This is a genomic window from Marinobacter sp. Hex_13 (assembly GCF_001566815.1).
In the GTDB taxonomy this organism is placed as follows: domain Bacteria; phylum Pseudomonadota; class Gammaproteobacteria; order Pseudomonadales; family Oleiphilaceae; genus Marinobacter; species Marinobacter salarius.
Window position 1 is genome coordinate 1 of the sequence record NZ_LSMM01000031.1, and the last position, 15961, is coordinate 15961.

General features: G+C 59.0%; 14 protein-coding genes. 4 read left to right on the forward strand and 10 right to left on the reverse strand.

Going from position 1 to position 15961, the window contains the following annotated elements; all coding sequences use genetic code 11:
* The 6 genes from AXW11_RS07775 to AXW11_RS07800 form a co-directional block, all read right to left on the reverse strand.
* The coding region (locus tag AXW11_RS07775; RefSeq protein WP_286792064.1) for a LacI family DNA-binding transcriptional regulator at nucleotides 1-806 on the reverse strand (806 nt) is incomplete at its 3' end.
* A gap of 21 nt (nucleotides 807-827) precedes the next feature.
* Entirely contained in the window at nucleotides 828-1355 is a 528-nt protein-coding gene (locus tag AXW11_RS07780) for a gluconokinase (protein WP_228301365.1), read from the reverse strand.
* Nucleotide 1356: 1 nt separating this feature from the next.
* On the reverse strand, nucleotides 1357-2673 hold the full coding sequence (locus AXW11_RS07785; protein ID WP_036210847.1) for a TRAP transporter large permease: 1317 nt from the start codon (nucleotides 2671-2673) through the stop codon (nucleotides 1357-1359).
* A complete protein-coding gene (locus AXW11_RS07790) occupies nucleotides 2673-3257 on the reverse strand; it encodes a TRAP transporter small permease subunit (RefSeq protein ID WP_041332510.1) in 585 nt (194 codons plus the stop codon). The genes AXW11_RS07785 and AXW11_RS07790 overlap by 1 nt, the downstream gene beginning before the upstream one ends.
* 60 nt (nucleotides 3258-3317) lie before the next feature.
* Nucleotides 3318-4328, reverse strand: a complete 1011-nt coding sequence (locus AXW11_RS07795; RefSeq protein WP_036210843.1) for a TRAP transporter substrate-binding protein — start codon at nucleotides 4326-4328, stop codon at nucleotides 3318-3320.
* 273 nt (nucleotides 4329-4601) lie between these two features.
* On the reverse strand, nucleotides 4602-5300 hold the full coding sequence (locus AXW11_RS07800; protein ID WP_041332509.1) for a TetR/AcrR family transcriptional regulator: 699 nt from the start codon (nucleotides 5298-5300) through the stop codon (nucleotides 4602-4604).
* 228 nt (nucleotides 5301-5528) lie between these two features.
* On the opposite strand from AXW11_RS07800, the gene AXW11_RS07805 reads away from it, so the two are divergent.
* The 4 genes from AXW11_RS07805 to coaD all read left to right on the forward strand — a co-directional run bounded on the left by AXW11_RS07805 (nucleotide 5529) and on the right by coaD (nucleotide 10054).
* On the forward strand, nucleotides 5529-6974 hold the full coding sequence (locus AXW11_RS07805; RefSeq protein WP_041332508.1) for a coniferyl aldehyde dehydrogenase: 1446 nt from the start codon (nucleotides 5529-5531) through the stop codon (nucleotides 6972-6974).
* A gap of 52 nt (nucleotides 6975-7026) precedes the next feature.
* On the forward strand, nucleotides 7027-7671 hold the full coding sequence (locus AXW11_RS07810; protein ID WP_052479358.1) for a hypothetical protein: 645 nt from the start codon (nucleotides 7027-7029) through the stop codon (nucleotides 7669-7671).
* 18 nt (nucleotides 7672-7689) lie between these two features.
* Entirely contained in the window at nucleotides 7690-9282 is a 1593-nt protein-coding gene (locus tag AXW11_RS07815) for a GMC family oxidoreductase (protein ID WP_041332507.1), read from the forward strand.
* Nucleotides 9283-9571: 289 nt separating this feature from the next.
* A complete protein-coding gene (gene coaD, locus AXW11_RS07820) occupies nucleotides 9572-10054 on the forward strand; it encodes a pantetheine-phosphate adenylyltransferase (protein ID WP_091642508.1) in 483 nt (160 codons plus the stop codon).
* Between the two features lie 45 nt (nucleotides 10055-10099).
* Here coaD and AXW11_RS07825 read toward each other — a convergent pair whose 3' ends face one another.
* From AXW11_RS07825 to AXW11_RS07840, 4 genes are all read right to left on the reverse strand, one after another.
* The gene (locus tag AXW11_RS07825) at nucleotides 10100-11392 is read right to left on the reverse strand and encodes a DUF945 family protein (protein WP_228301364.1); all 1293 of its coding nucleotides are present in this window, start codon (nucleotides 11390-11392) and stop codon (nucleotides 10100-10102) included.
* Between the two features lie 63 nt (nucleotides 11393-11455).
* On the reverse strand, nucleotides 11456-13594 hold the full coding sequence (ppk1, locus tag AXW11_RS07830) for a polyphosphate kinase 1 (RefSeq protein WP_036210827.1): 2139 nt from the start codon (nucleotides 13592-13594) through the stop codon (nucleotides 11456-11458).
* A gap of 58 nt (nucleotides 13595-13652) precedes the next feature.
* Nucleotides 13653-14648, reverse strand: coding sequence for a porphobilinogen synthase (hemB, locus tag AXW11_RS07835; protein WP_091642561.1), 996 nt, complete (start codon nucleotides 14646-14648; stop codon nucleotides 13653-13655).
* Between the two features lie 138 nt (nucleotides 14649-14786).
* Nucleotides 14787-15818, reverse strand: coding sequence for a lipase secretion chaperone (locus AXW11_RS07840; protein ID WP_228301363.1), 1032 nt, complete (start codon nucleotides 15816-15818; stop codon nucleotides 14787-14789).
* Between the last annotated feature and the right edge of the window lie 143 nt (nucleotides 15819-15961).

Sequence of the window (15961 nt, forward strand, 5' to 3'; positions counted from 1 at the left end):
CGCTCTGGCACCGGAATACCCCGGCGCTGACACTCGAAAAACGCACCAATCGCAACGTCATCGTTGGTGCAGAAGATGCCGTCAACGTCCGGATTCTCCTCCAGTATCCGCGCCATCAGGGTGGCACCCACACTAAAAGACGAGCGTTGCTCGCTGCGCAGGGTGACTGGCGTCAGCCCCTGCTCTTCCATTGCCCGGCTGTACCCTTCCTGACGTTGCAGGGTACGGGCATCCAGCCGCACGGCGAGATAGACCACGCGCCTGCGTCCAAGCCGGATCATCTCCCGCACCATGTCATAAGCCGCGCTGACGTTATCAAACCCGACAGCCTGCTCGAACGGGGCCGAATGCGTGTCCATGATTTCCACGGTGGGCACCCCAGCGGTCTGAAGCATCCTCAGCGTGCGGCCCGTGTGCTGGCTCTCGGAAAGAATCACGCCATCCACGTTGTAGGACAGCAGCGATGACAGGCTGCGCTCCTCAATCTCGGGGCTATAGCCGTAGTGAGACAGCATCAGGTGGTAACCGGCGGGCTCGGTAACCGCTTCCACACCCTTGATCACATCCGCAAAGACCTGGTTGGTCAGGGACGGAAGCAACACACCAATGGCGTGGCTGGTGGACTTGGACAACAGGTCCGGCGCGCGATTGGGGATATACCCCAGTGCTTCGGCTTCGGCAAAGATCCGCTCCCGCATGGGCTTGGAGACATTGTCTGCGCCACGAAGGCAACGGCTGACCGTCATCTTGGTAGCACCAACCCGGTCCGCAATGTCCTGCAATGTGGGACGTTTGTTCTTTACCATTTACGGCTCCAGCCAGAACGTTCAAAGAGGCCTATCATACCCGAGCCCGACAAGGCAGTGACGGATCACTTGCTCCGGCGTACCGGAGACATCGACGGCCACCGCGTTTTCACCCGGCCCCGGCTCCTCCAGCAAATGGAACTGGCTCTCCAGCATCGCGTGACCATTGAAGTAATGATCGGTTCGGCTGGAGTGGCGCGCCCAGATGGTTTCAAAATCCCCCTTGAGATAAACGAACCGGGTTTCCGGGCTGCCCCCCTGCAAACGCTTGCGGTAGACGCGCTTCAAGGCGGAACAGGCCAGCACCAGGCCACCCTCCTCCCGCCGGATCAACTTGGCGAGGTCATCCAGCCAACCGAGACGATCCTCATCGGTCAGCGGAATACCGGCTGCCATTTTCTCCACGTTGGCACGGCTGTGGTAATCGTCCGCGTCGAAAAACGGAACGCCGATTTCCTGTGCAAGCCTGGCCCCGGTGAGGCTTTTGCCACACCCGGACACGCCCATCACCACGATTTTTGGTGTCTTTGGTGTCATCCTTTCACTCATGTCACTGCCACCATAGCGCCAATTGAGGGAACACAATCAGCAGACCAAGGGCGACCACCTGAAGCGCGATAAACGGCAGCAGGGCACGGAAGATCTCCCCCAGGGAGATGTCTTTTGGCGTCACGGTCTTGAGATAGAAGGCCGCCGGGCCAAACGGCGGTGACAGGAAGGACACCTGCATGTTCATGCAGAACACCACCCCGAACCAGATCGGGCTATAGCCCAGTTCCGTCACAATCGGCACGAAGATCGGCATGGTGAGCAAGGCAACGCCGACCCAGTCCAGGAACATACCCAGGATGAGCAGGATCAGCATCATGAACAGGATCGTCGTCAGGCCATGGCCACCGCTGACGGCGAAAACCATGTCGCGGACGAAATCGATACCGCCCATGAGGTTGTAGACGCCCACCAGAGCGGTTGCGCCGATACCAATCCAGATAATCATGCCGCACACCCGCAGCGTGCTGATGGTGGCCTTGCGCACCATGGCAAGGGACAGCTCACCACGAATCCAGGTGCTGATGGCAATACCCATCACACCCAGGGCCGAGGCTTCCGTGACCGACGCCACACCGCCATAGATGCTGCCCAGCACCACAACCACGGACAGCAGGGGAAACAGCAGTGCCTTGAAGAAATTCGGCATTGGTGTTTCAGGTGTGTCCTGATCCGAGGGCAGCGGCGCCATCTCCGGCTTCAGCCAAACCCGGATCAACACATACCCCATATAGAGCAGCGCCAGTATCAGTGCGGGCAAGAAAGCCCCTTTGAAGAGATCGCCGATGGACACGTTGGCGGTCAGCCCGTAGATAATCAGTACGATACTGGGAGGCAGCATGGTGCCGAGTGCCCCACCGGCACAGGTGGTGCCGATGGCAAGTTTGCGGTCGTATCCGAGGCGCAGCATTTGCGGCAGCGCCAGGATGCCCAGCAACACCGTCTCGCCACCGATCACACCGGACATGGAGGCGAGGATCACCGCCACCACCAGCGTCTGGATGGCCACACCACCTCGGAGTTTGCGACCCAGGCGGGCCATGGCATCGAACAGGTCCCGGGCAATGCCGGAATGATCCAGCAGCGAGGCCATCAACACGAACATCGGCACCGCCAGGAACACATAGTTGCCGATAAAGCTGTACAGACGGCTGCTGACAATGGGCAGGGCATCCGGGCCAAACCAACCGAGCGCGAACACAAGAGCGACCAGACCGGTGGCAAACGCCAACTGCATACCGGTCAGGAGCAATACAATCAGCATGACAAGCATCAACAGGCTGCCATAGCCGATACCAAGGGAGGCCAGTTCAAACATCATTTATCTCCCTTGCCACGAAGGTCACGAATAAGGTGCAACAGGAACTGAAGCGTCATGACCGCCACCGCAACCAGGATGACCACCTTCAGCAGCGCGGGAAACGGCGGGTTCCAGGCGGAGCCGGAGGTTTCCAGTCGCCAGCCACCCCAGGGCGCCAGCACGGCTTCGGTCGCCATCGACCAACTGGCGAACAGCAGCATGCCGCAGAAGGCAAGTCCCAGCAGGTGGTGGACGACCCGCAACCATCGCTGGGCACGGTGAGAGACGGCGTCATAAATCAATACAATACGCACGTGTCGATCGGTAGCCAGGGCATAAAGCCCGCCAATGACAAACAGCGTGGCACCGGCAAAGGTCACGGTTTCGTGCACCCAGAGCGTGGGGGAATCAAACACATAACGGCGGACAATCTCGTAGAACGACACCACTACAATCGCGGCAAAGACCAGGCTCAACCTCTTGCCAAGCCAGACAATGGCCTTGTCCAGCCAGGTAAACCCGACATCCTCGCCCTTATCAGGCTGGATATCTTCGCGATCAGAACCGGACGCCGGGGCATCTGTGTTGTTTTCAACGGACATAATGAACTCCTCGCTCCGGGGCCATAGGGCGCCCGGAGGCTGATATCGAGGGAACCTGTTTTAGAGGAGGCCCTGGGACTCCAGGTACTCAGTCACCGATTGGTAGACCTTCTCGGCATTGGGCGACTGCTCTGCGTAGACCTGCCACTGGTCACGGGCGATGGTGCGGAACTTCCGACGCTCCTCAGCGGACCAGTCGTGGATGGTAATGTCCGGGTTGGCCCGGGCTTCGTTGACGGCTTCACGATCGGCCATCGCCAACTGAGTGCTGATGTCCTGGGCAAAGTCACGGGCGGATACCGTCATGATGGCCTGGATGTCCTCTGGCAGCTTGTTCCACTCCTTGAGGTCCATCGCGATTTCAATCAATGGCAGCGAATGGAAACCAGGATTGACCGGGTGCGGTGCAATCTCGTTCAGGCCGGCCTCATGGTTGGTGGAGAACACGGTGTAGTCCGCGGCATCAATCACACCCTTGCTCAACGCCGTGTAGACCTCGGACCCTGGCAGGTTTACGGGGGATGCGCCAGCGGCGGCAAAGACAGACTGCACCAGCCCTTCCGGTGCGCGCATCTTCAGCCCCTTGAGATCCTCGACGCCATCAAGCGGTTTTTTCGACACAAACGACTCCACGCCGGTACCGCCACCGCCGACAAATTTCACGCCATAGGGCTTGTAGAGCTCGTTCATCAACTCATAACCGCCACCATGGTTGATGTAGTCAATGAGCTGGTCCGGGCTGGACCAGGCGCCAACGGTGTTACCGATCAGGCCGAATGCAGGATCCTTTCCCGAGAAATACCCGGTCACGGAAATATGGCCATCCAACACGCCCATTTTCATGGCGCCGAGGGTTTCGGTGTGGCTGACAACGCTGCCCACCGGCAGCAGGTCAATCTCGACACGACCACCGGTCATCGCTTCTACCCGGTCGGCCCACGCCTGCTGGATCTCGAAGTTCTTGACGCCGGAAGGATCTGAAGACTGGAACTTGAAGTTGAAATCGGCGGCAAGGGCATTGCACGCCAGGGTGGCTGACAGAAGGCCAGCTGCGAGTCTTGTCGGGAACATATTGGTATCTCCTGATTGTTTTTGTGCCGGCATATGTTACCGGTAACATTTACGAGTCTATTGGATTTAAAACGCTCTGACAAGGATGCAATGGAAGGTCGGTTTGGGGTTATGAGGGGAGGGCTGGCATAAAAAGCCGACCTGCCAGAAGACAGGCCGGTGAAACGTCAGGGTTTGCGACGTGCTAAAACCTGAGAACTCACTCAGGAGACACCGAGAATGTCCGAATCCCCGATGTCGTAACTATTGACACGCCAATTGATCAAAAGTTCCTCAATGATTCCCGATGGGTTCGCCCTGCCCTGAAACCGATGCGTCAGCCGCATCCGGCAAACGCGGACGATACTTCTCCCGCAACGTCATCACCTGCTCCCGGTAATCCGCCGTCAGATAGGGAATCTCCAGGGTCAGCACCTGATAGATGCCCTGCTTCAGCTCGGTCAGAGTCAGGCTCGCAGAGGCCTCAGAGGCGTGGGCGGTTTTCAGAAAAGCCATCCAGTTGGTAATGACCAACCATACGTTCAGGGACATCGCGGAACGCAGCTCTTCAGGCTGAGGCTCGATAATTCCCGCCTCCGCCAGCTTCTCGAATATCCGGCTGATCGCCGCCAGACAGCGGTTGGTGAACTCGCGATAGTCCTGGCGCAGGCGTTGGTCACTGTCGAGCAGGTATTCCAGGTCGCGGTGAAAAAACCGATAGCTCCAAAGGCCATCGAACACCGATTCGAGATAAAAGGTCAGGTCATCCAGGGTAATGGGCCGGTTCTCCGGGATATCCAGGTAAAAATCCACCAGCTTTTCATACTCGAGAAAGATCTCGTAAATGATGTCGGACTTGTTACGGAAGTGGTAATACAGGTTGCCCGGCGATATCGCCAGGTGGGCGGCGATATGGTTGGTGGTTACGTTGCGCTCTCCCCTTTCGTTGAACAGATCAAGGCTCGAAAGAAGAATCTTGTCTCGGGTTTTCATAGGCTCAGCAATGCGTGTTGTTGTGTGGGTGCCTGTGCTTTGGCGCTGCGATCCGTGGATGGCCCGATCAGCCATCAGGGCCAGCTTGACTACCTAGAGTATATACTCTAATAATAGCCCCAAGCGCAAACTGAATACTTTTTCACCACCGCATTCCGGAGCTGTCGCAGGCTCCACGAACAATAAGGGCGGCGACCCGGCAGGCCGGGGCCGCGAGGAGAGAGCGATATGGTAGCCACCGTTGTCCAGCTGACTGAAAGCAAGAAGCACATCCAGCACACCCACCGTGTGTTTGAGGACCAGAAGAAGGCGTTTCGCAACAACCCGATGCCGTCGCTGACCGAGCGTCAGGAAAATCTGAAGCGCCTCAAGCGCGTACTGCTGTCCAATCAGGATCGGTTACTGGACGCCATCGACCGGGACTTCAGCTGTCGCTCGAAGGACGAATCGCTGATTGCGGAAGTGATGCCGTCCATCCAGGGCATCAATTACACACTGAAAAACCTGGAAAGCTGGATGAAGCCCTCCAAGCGGCATGTGTCCGTGTTGTTCCAGCCCGCCAGCAACCGCGTTCACTACCAGCCTAAGGGTGTTGTGGGCGTCATCGTGCCCTGGAACTACCCTCTGTATCTGGCCGTTGGGCCGTTGGTGGCCTCACTGGCTGCGGGTAACCGTACGATGATCAAGATGTCGGAGTTCACGCCGCACACCTCTGCTTTGTTCAAGGAGATTGTCGAATCTGCGTTTCCGGAGGACCTGGTCTGTGTGATTAACGGTGAGGCGGATGTCGCCGCAGACTTTTCCAGCCGGCCCTTCGATCACCTTCTGTTCACCGGCTCCACGTCGGTGGGCAAGCTGGTGATGCGGGCAGCCGCGGAAAATCTCACGCCGGTGACTCTGGAACTGGGCGGCAAGTCGCCTGCCGTCGTATCGCCGGATGTTCCGATGGAAGACGCCGCCCAGCGTATCGCTTTCGGCAAGGCACTGAATGCGGGCCAGACCTGTGTGGCACCGGATTATGTGTTGTGCCCGGCAGACCGTGTGCAGGCGTTTGTGGATGAGTATCGCCATCAGTTTGCGTTGATGTATCCGAGCCTGCGAGACAATGACGACTACACGGCGATTATCAATGAACGCCAGTATGACCGCCTGCAAGGCTATCTTGAGGATGCGCGGGAAAAAGGGGCCGAGCTGATTGAGATCAATCCGGCCAATGAGAACCTGAAGGATGGCACCCGCAAGATGCCGATTACGCTGGCGCTGAAGACCACGCCGGATATGAAGATCATGCAGGATGAGATTTTCGGGCCGATTCTGCCGATCATCAGCTATGGCAACCTGGATGAGGCGATCCATTACATTAATGACCGTCCTCGCCCGCTGGCGCTGTATTTCTTCGGTTACGACAAGTCGATGCAGGAGCATGTGGTCAACCAGACCCATTCCGGTGGCATGTGCATCAACGATGCACTGATGCACGTTGCCCAGGATGACCTGCCATTTGGTGGTATCGGTGATTCGGGGATGGGGCATTACCACGGCAAGGAAGGTTTCCTGACGTTCTCTCATCAACGGGCCATTTTCAGTAAGCAGAAGTTCAACAGTGGCAAGTTTGTGTATGCGCCGCACGGAACGACGGCTCACAAGATGGTATATAAGTTGTTTATTCGGTGACTTGGGTGCTGATCGCCGGCCAACAAAAGACAATAAGAACAAGAGAGTCGTTATGCCTGAAAGCCTTTCTCGATCCGTGCAAACGGACCTTTCCGATTCCGCCATGGACCGTCGGAGTTTTCTCCGGACCGGGCTTGGTGGAGCCATGTTCCTCGGCACGGTGAGTGTGACCGCTGGCCTGTCCGGCTGTGCAACCGCGCCCGCCGGGCGGGACTATCCGATGCCGGGGGCGATGGACCAAAGCTACGAGTTCCAGTTCCTGACCCGCGACGACATTGTGCTGTTCCAGGCCCTATTGCCGGCCATGGTGGGCCCTGGGCTGACTGAGGAACCCGTGGTTCGCCGCCAGCAGATTCAGGCGACGATTGAGCGCATTGATGCCGGGATTCACCAGTTCGGACCCGCCAACCAGAAGGAGTTGCGGGGTCTGTTTGACCTGCTGAACTTCGGGCTGACACGGGTGACGGTTGCCCGGGTCTGGTCGAGTTGGGAGAACGCCAGCACGCAGTCCGTGGATGCCTTTCTTGAGCGCTGGCGCACCAGTGGTGTTGGGCTGTTCAACAACGGCTACATCGCCCTGACCAAGGTCAGTAACGTGGCATTCTATGGCCACGAAGACCACTGGCACCTGTCCGGCTACCCCGGACCACCCGCCTGGGCCGTGGACGCCCTGCCCCAGTTCAAAGACAACGCCTGAGCCAACCGGAGCATTATTATGTCGTTAACGGATCGTATCGCCCGTGGGCTTGAGGCTGGCTGGAAGGTCACCGACGGCGCCACCCTGACACAGAACCAGACCCACGAAGCCGATGTGGTGATCATCGGCACCGGCGCCGGGGGCGGCACCACGGCGGAGATTCTGGCGAAAGCCGGGCTGTCGGTGATTCTGGTGGAAGAAGGCCGTTTGTATCACCAGAAAGACTTCAAAATGAACGAGCTGGACGCCTATGCCTCCCTCTACCAGGAAGGCATGAGCCGGGTCACCAAAGACGGAGCAATCGCCATTCTTCAGGGCCGGTGTGTGGGCGGCTCTACCACAGTGAACTGGACGTCCAGCTTCCGTACACCGGCACCGACGCTGAATCACTGGGCCAGCCGTTTCGGGCTCGACGACCTGACCCCGGCATCCATGAAGCCCTGGTTCGACGGCCGCGAGCAACGACATAACATTGAGCCCTGGCTGGCCGAGCCTAATGTGAACAACGACATCCTGCGCCAGGGTTGCGAGTCGCTGGGCTGGTCCTGGGAGGTGATTCCACGCAACGTCAAAGGCTGCTGGAATCTGGGTTACTGCGGCGTGGGCTGCCCCACGAACGCCAAACAGGGGGCTCTGACCACCACTATTCCCGGCGCCCTGGACAACAATGCCCGACTGTTCCACGGCCTGCGGGCCGACAAACTGGTGATGGAGCAGGACAAAATCAGCCACCTTCAGGCCTCGGCCATGGCGGCGGACGGTGTCACCCCGTCTGGCTTTACCGTTGAACTGCGAGCCCGGCATTTCGTGGTGGCCGCCAGCGCCATCGGCTCACCTGGCCTGCTGCTGCGCTCAGACATTCCCGACCCCCACGACCGCATTGGCAAGCGCACCTTCCTGCACCCGGTCAATGCCACCATCGCGGAAATGCCTGACACCGTCGATCCTTATTACGGTGCACCTCAGTCAATCTATTCCGACGAATTCAACTTCTCACAGGGCGTCGACGGCCCCGCCGGCTTCAAACTGGAAGTACCGCCCCTGCACCCGGCCATGTCCGCCGGCGTGGTTCCCGGCCACGGCGAACAACAGATCCGCGACCTGTCGAAACTGCCCCGGCTGAACTCCGTCATCGCCCTGCTGCGCGACGGCTTCCATCCCGACAGCGTCGGCGGCACCGTCAGCCTCCGCGACGACGGCAGCCCGATCCTGGACTACCCCGTCAGCGACTACCTCTGGAAGGGTTTGAAAGACGCCTTCTACAAAATGGCCGAAATCCAGTTCGCCGCCGGCGCCCAGAAAGTCCGCCTGATGCATCTGGACTCTCCCTGGTACTCTTCCTGGGCCGACGCCAAAGCCGGCATCGACAACCTCGCCATGGAACCCCACCGCGTCCGCCTGTTCACCGCCCACCAAATGGGCGGCTGCGGCATGGGCCGCAACCCGGAAGAATCCGTCGTCAACGGCTTCGGCGAACACCACCACGTGGCCAACCTCAGCGTCCACGACGCCTCGATCTTCCCAACAAGCATTGGCGCAAATCCGCAATTGTCGGTTTATGCACTGGCTGCAAGAAATAGCACTAGGCTGGCTCAGAAACTCAAGGTGTAAACCCAAAAGAGACCGCCGGAAAGGTGGATTCGGTGAAGAAACTAGGCAGGTGTGAAACCGGGGGTGCCGCGTGAGGATGGCCTTCCAGGATTGTGTAAAGCCAAGGATGGCTTTACTCAAGCGCACATGGATGTGCTCGTAGCGTATCCTGGAAGGCCATCCTCATGCGGCACATGCACCAAAGCGAGCAATCCAAAGTCAGCAGCCCGCAGAAGTGAGGGATTAGGGAACATTTTGGTTCAAGACGAAGGCTGCTATCCTGTGCGCTTCCGGTGAAAAGGAGCTCCGAATGCCAAAAGTCATCTACCCGGGTACGTTTGACCCGATCACCAACGGCCACACCGACCTCATCGAGCGCGCAGGCCGGCTCTTCGACGAAGTCGTCGTCGCCATCGCCTACAACCCCAAGAAGTCCCCGCTACTGACATTGGAAGAACGCTGCGAGCTGGTGGAAAAAGCCACCGCCCACCTGCCCAACGTCAGCGTCACCGGCTTCAGCAACCTGCTCGCCGATTTCGTCCGGGAACAGAACGCCACCGTGATTATCCGCGGACTGCGAGCCGTCTCCGACTTCGAGTACGAATTCCAGCTAGCCGACATGAACCGCCGCCTGGCGCCGGAAGTGGAAAGCGTGTTCCTGACACCCTCCAACCACCTGTCGTACATCTCCTCCACCCTGATCCGCGAAATCGCCTCACTGGGCGGTGACGTCTCCGAATTTGTCGACCCGGCCGTGGAAGCCGCGCTCAAACAGAAATTTATCAAGGACTGACAGACGCGAAAGCGCTGCCCATCCCGGGCAGCACAGAACAACGGATCAGAATATCGGTGGCAGCGGGATCACGTTGCCATTGATGTCCAGGGCCAGATCTTCCAGTGTGCCCTGGATTCGCAGCCGGTCACCCTCCTGCACCACCATGCCCTGCTTGATCAAAGGCGCAACCTGCATCCCCAGCTCCGGATGCTGCTCCACCAGAGCCAGCGGCATGCTGACATCCAGATTGCCGGTCAGCTGCTGCATCACCATCATCATCTGGTCTTTCTCGTCGTCAGACAGCGACGGGTGCTGCACCATGATCTCGCCATTGACCGGGCCATAAGGCGTGGCAAAGGACAGCTCCGGAAACCCGAACGAAAAACCGTTGGCCGCAAGGCCCAGCATGGCCTGATTGATGCGATTCATGGATTCCATCTGCTGCTGCATGATGGCACTCGAATCGCCGCCTGCGGTGTTCAGGGCAGCCGCCTGCATGTCCGTCATTGCCGTTGTCAGGTCACTCCAGTTTTGCACGTCCAGGCCACTTAACACCATTTCCATACGGTGAGGGCCGAAGCTCTCGTCGTCCGCCGTTACCTTTTCCAAAGTAACGACAGCCTCGGAATCAATGCTCTTGCCGTCATCGTCGGTGGTAGTCTCACCACTCATCGAAAAGTCATCAAAGCGAAGGGTCGGCTCGCCCCGGGCCGCCACTTCAAGTCGCGCCAGCGACATGTCCCCGTCACCCAGCCAGACGTCGCCTGTCAGGTGTTCCATGGTCTGTTCAAGGCGAAAATCCTCGATACTGATGCGCAGGTCTGGCCCCCGAATCACGGCGCCCGGCCAAAGCATGAGGATATCAGCCTGTGAACCGTTGCCACTGATTTCTGCTCGGCTAAAGCTTTCCGACATATCGAAGGATTCGCCGGTTTCCTCGTCGATCACACTCACAGCCGGCACGGAAAGCTCGGCGATCGCCGTTCCCCACAGGCGGGTCTCCAGGGTCAACCGGGGCTTTTCGTCGGGGAAGATCTTCTCAACTTCAGCGCCAAGCTCAGGAGGCGGGGTAAAATCAATCAGGCTGCCGGTAACCCCATGGCTTACCCGTGCCTGATAGTCGAATGAGTGCTCGTCACCGGTGTCCGGATCCTGGATCGTGATGGTGCCGGCGAACTCGGCTCCCATGTAGCCCCTGTCATAATCGCGGGTTTGCAGCTTGAACAGGGGCTGCGCCTGATTGACGTCCGCAGTGACCCTCTGCCACTGCTGTTCGGTTACATATCCAACGGCCCAGGGCGCAGCTACACCAACAGCCAGTACGGCTGCACCGGCAACCATCCATTGTTTCTTCAACAGCCTTTACTCCATTACAGCGCCCACATCGCCTGCACTGGGGCAGGCGTATGCGGGTTATCGTTATTTCCCGGTCAGGCGTTCAAGCAGGACCAGTTGCGACGCCAGGCGATCCTCGCCCTCGGCTGCCTGATTCTGAATGTAACTACCGTCCGGCTGCAAGACCCAGGACTGGCAATTGTCCGCCAGATAGGTGTCCAGGTCTTCGCGGACGCGGGCAATCAACGCCGGATCCTCAATCGGAAACGCCGTTTCCACGCGGCTCAGCAGGTTCCGTTCCATGCCGTCGGCGCTGGACCCATAGACTTCCGGCCGGCCGTTGTTACCGAAATAGTAAACCCGGGTGTGCTCGAGGAAACGGCCAATGATGGAGCGCACCCGGATGTTGTCCGACAGCCCCGGCACTTCCGGCCTCAGGCAGCAGATACCGCGGATGATCAGGTCGATTTTCACGCCTGCCTGGGACGCACGATACAACGCCTTGATCAACTCGCGCTCAGTGAGGGCGTTAAACTTGAAAATAATCCGGCCTTTGGGCCCCAGTTCCGCTTCACGGTCCACCAGGCCCAGAAGACGGGTATGGAGTGTGAAGGGTGAGTGAAACAGTTTCTTTATTTTCAAGGCCTTGCCCATGCCCGTCAGCTGTTGGAACAGCTTGTTGACGTCGTCACCGATGGATTCGTCGCTGGTCATGTAGCTGTAATCGGTGTAAAGGCGGGCGTTACCGGCATGGTAGTTCCCGGTACCCAGATGTACGTAACGCCTCAGCTTTCCTTCCTCACGGCGCACGATCAGGATCATCTTGGCGTGGGTCTTGTAACCCACCACCCCGTAGACCACGATCACACCCGCTTCCTGCAGCCGGCTGGCCAGCTCCAGGTTTTCCGCCTCGCTGAACCGGGCCCGCAGTTCGATGATCGCAGTCACCTCCTTGCCACGCCGGGCTGCATCCATCAGCGCTTCGACAATTTCCGAGTCGGCACCGGTGCGATACAGGGTCTGACGGATAGCCAGGACCTGTGGGTCCTTTGCAGCCTGCCGCAGCAGGTCGGTCACGGGACTGAAGTTTTCATAGGGATGCAACAACAGCAGCGGGCGCTTGCGGATGGCATCGAACATAGATTCCTTGGCACGGATCTGCCTGGGAATCGACGGCGAGAAACCCGAATAGGTGAGGTCCTGGCGATCCACCAGCCCACCGACGGCCATCAAACGTGTCAGGTTGACCGGGCCGTGAACCTGATAAAGGTCGCGATCCGTCAGTCCAAACTCGCGCAGCAGAAAATGCACCAGTTCTTCCGGGCAGTTGTCCGCCACTTCCAGTCGCACGCCGTCACCGAAGCGCCGGCTCAGCAACTCGCCGCGCAGGGCGGAGGCCAGATCTTCAAGGTCGTCTTCCAGTTCAAGGTCGGCGTTGCGGGTCAGGCGGAACTGATAGCAGCCTTTCACCTCCATGCCTGGGAAGAGCTCATCGGCATGGGCGTGAATCATGGAGGACAGGAACACCAGGTTGTCGCCACCGTTACAGACGTCATCCGGAAGCCGGACCAGACGCGGCAGCGACCGTGGCGCAGGCACGATGGCCATCCCGGTTTCGCGACCGAAGGCATCCTTACCGTCCAGCTCTACAATGAAGTTCAGGCTTTTGTTGACCAGGCGCGGGAACGGGTGGGAAGGGTCCAGCCCGATGGGGCTGACCACCGGCAGGATTTCCTCTTCGAAGTAACGGCGCACCCAGTCGGCCTGAGCTTCCGTCCATTCACGACGCCGGACGAAGTGAATGTTTTCCTGCTCCATCTCGGGGATCAGCACGTTGTTCAGGATGTCGTACTGTTCCCGGATGTACTCGTGGGCCACCCGGCTGATTTCGCCCAACACCTGCTCCGGCATCATGCCGTCGGAGCCCAGGGTTTCACGGCCATACTTGATCTGCTGGCGCAGGCCCGCCACCCGGATCTCGAAGAACTCGTCCATGTTGCTGCTGAAAATGCAGCAGAACATCAGCCGGTTAATCAACGGATGCGTGGTATCCAGAGCCTGTTTGAGCACCCGGTAGTTGAACTGAAGCTGGCTCAGTTCGCGGTTGAAATAGTTTTCCTGGGCGGCGACATCAACTTCCACGCCGGGGGATGGTGCTTCCACGGGAGCCGGCACGTCCGGAACATCGACAGCCTTTAGCTTGTTTGCAGATTCAGTAGTCATTGCTTACTGCTTCCATTTATCAGAGACCTTAAGGCGCCCTGCTGTTGACTGTAACCTGTCAGGTGCGGTTATCACGCATCAGCCGTGCAGCCCTGACGGCAAAATAGGTAAGGATGGCGTCTGCACCGGCACGGCGCATGGCCATCAGGCTCTCCATCATCACGGCGTCGCCATCCAGCCATCCGTTCTCGGCAGCGGCCATGTGCATGGCATACTCGCCACTGACCTGATAGACGAACGTTGGCACCTGCAGTTCCTGTTTTACCCGGTGAACGATATCCAGATACGGCATGCCGGGTTTGATCATCACCATGTCGGCACCCTCGGCGATGTCCATCGCCACTTCCTGGAGCGCCTCATCACTATTGGCCGGGTCCATCTGATAGGTGGCCTTGTTGCCCTTGCCCAGGTTGCCCGCTGAGCCGACCGCATCGCGGAACGGCCCGTAATAACTGGAAGCATACTTGGCAGAATAGGCCAGAATACGGGTGTTCACATAGCCAGCGGACTCCAGGGCCTCGCGGATGGCAGCGACCCGGCCGTCCATCATGTCGGACGGCGCCACAATATCCGCACCCGCGTCGGCATGGGACAACGCCTGATTAACCAGCGCTTCCACGGTCACGTCGTTCAGCACATAGCCGTCGTTGTCGATAATGCCGTCCTGGCCATGGGTGGTGAATGGGTCCAGTGCCACATCGGTAATAACACCCAACTCAGGGTAGGCGCTCTTCAGCGCACGCACCGCACGCTGGGCCAGACCATCGGAATCCCACGCGCCAGATCCGGACAGGTTCTTGTGCTCCGCAGGCACCACGGGAAACAGCGCCACGGCCGGAATCCCAAGCGCCACCAGTTCCGCCGCCTGTTCCACCAGAAGATCAACGCTCAGGCGCTCGACGCCGGGCATGGAGGGTACCGCCTCCCGCTGACCCTCGCCTTCCAGTACGAACACCGGAAAAATCAGGTTGTCGGCAGTGAGCTGATTCTCCCGAACCAGACGCCGGGAAAAACCGTCAACCCGGTTACGACGCAGACGAGTGGCTGGGAACATGCGATTGGCCGAAAAGCTCACGGAATACCTCCTGTGGAAAATGGGGCTACCGCCCCATCATACACGCCCATAAGCGGCGGTGGCAGGGCCTACAGCCGAGCCACACCATCAGGCTACTACGTTCAGATGAAAGGACTGTTACCGGATGGAATCCAGGGCCTCGGCACGCAGCTTTTCAGCGCCCTCAAAATAATCATCCCTGAGCGTGTCAATGGCGGCTTTGCGCTCCGGGCCGGCAAGCCCCATGTCGTCAAGCTCCGCCAGGTCCTGGCTATAGGCCTGCCACTTGGCTTCCCATACCTTTTGTTCGGCTTCCACCTTCTCCAGCTCACGGGCAGCCTCGGCACCAAAGCGTTCCTCCCTCCAGGCGCGCAAGGCGTCGGGATCATCCGCGAATTCCGACTGCGCACGCTGGTAGTCGGCGAATTTGCGGGTTTCCCGGCGTGCCTGACGAAGCGGTTCCGGGAGTGCCTTCTCGGCTTCCGCCAGCGCCTGCTCCCGCTCTTTTTCAGACAGAGACGGATCGGTTCGGATACGCAGCTGCTCAACCTGGAACTGGTCTACGGCCTCGTCCGTTGCAAAAAAGGCGTCGGCGGTTTGCGCATCCATCCAGGTGCGTCGCAGGGCGCGTATTTCTGCCATTCGCCGTTGCATGTCCTCTGCATTCGTCGTGGCGTCATGACCATAAGTGGCTTCCAGGTCGCCCAACGCCAGCTTGTAGTCCAGATAGTCCCCCAAAGTGTCGAGAGCTTCCGATCGGGCCGGCTCTTCAAGCCGGGCCAACGCCTGCTCTATCCGGGCAACCAGTTGGGGTAACGTCTCCTCGCCCAGCGCCGCCAGGTAGTATTCAAACAACTGGCGCAACTGCGGCGTGGGGACCAGGGAGCCATTAGCGTCGGTTTTGTCCCAGCCACCGGGTACGCTGGTTCCGGCCAACGACGCTGGCATTGTATCCGGCACCGCAACCGCGGTTTCGCCTACAAGTTTTGACGGCGCCCTACGTCCGGTCGTGGGATCCGACTTTGCCACAACGCCGCTTTCTGTGTCGGCGATTGTATCAACTGTCTCCTGAGAGGGGGTCGGGGTATCACCAAAGAAAATGACCATGCCCGCCGCGATCAGCGCCATGACGACAAGCGCCGTGGTTGCAAAACGAAGGAATCCTCTCATGAACGCGGCCTGTTTAAGGGTCGAATGTGGGGTGAGTAACGGTCATGGTGCACGGAACACGCTATCCTGCAGAACGCAGCATAGAGGAATACGGGGTACTGCTGTGAGACCGGCGTCAAAACAACCGTAAACCACGAACGCAA

Excerpts from the sequence above, each read along its gene's own strand:
- AXW11_RS07810 (WP_052479358.1), top strand. The coding sequence starts at position 7,027 with ATGCCTGAAAGCCTTTCTCGATCCGTGCAAACGGACCTTTCCGATTCC.
- AXW11_RS07790 (WP_041332510.1), bottom strand. The coding sequence starts at position 3,257 with ATGTCCGTTGAAAACAACACAGATGCCCCGGCGTCCGGTTCTGATCGC.
- coaD (WP_091642508.1), top strand. The coding sequence starts at position 9,572 with ATGCCAAAAGTCATCTACCCGGGTACGTTTGACCCGATCACCAACGGC.
- AXW11_RS07785 (WP_036210847.1), bottom strand. The coding sequence starts at position 2,673 with ATGTTTGAACTGGCCTCCCTTGGTATCGGCTATGGCAGCCTGTTGATG.
- hemB (WP_091642561.1), bottom strand. The coding sequence starts at position 14,648 with ATGTTCCCAGCCACTCGTCTGCGTCGTAACCGGGTTGACGGTTTTTCC.
- ppk1 (WP_036210827.1), bottom strand. The coding sequence starts at position 13,594 with ATGACTACTGAATCTGCAAACAAGCTAAAGGCTGTCGATGTTCCGGAC.
- AXW11_RS07795 (WP_036210843.1), bottom strand. The coding sequence starts at position 4,328 with ATGTTCCCGACAAGACTCGCAGCTGGCCTTCTGTCAGCCACCCTGGCG.
- AXW11_RS07815 (WP_041332507.1), top strand. The coding sequence starts at position 7,690 with ATGTCGTTAACGGATCGTATCGCCCGTGGGCTTGAGGCTGGCTGGAAG.
- AXW11_RS07840 (WP_228301363.1), bottom strand. The coding sequence starts at position 15,818 with ATGAGAGGATTCCTTCGTTTTGCAACCACGGCGCTTGTCGTCATGGCG.
- AXW11_RS07805 (WP_041332508.1), top strand. The coding sequence starts at position 5,529 with ATGGTAGCCACCGTTGTCCAGCTGACTGAAAGCAAGAAGCACATCCAG.
- AXW11_RS07800 (WP_041332509.1), bottom strand. The coding sequence starts at position 5,300 with ATGAAAACCCGAGACAAGATTCTTCTTTCGAGCCTTGATCTGTTCAAC.
- AXW11_RS07780 (WP_228301365.1), bottom strand. The coding sequence starts at position 1,355 with ATGAGTGAAAGGATGACACCAAAGACACCAAAAATCGTGGTGATGGGC.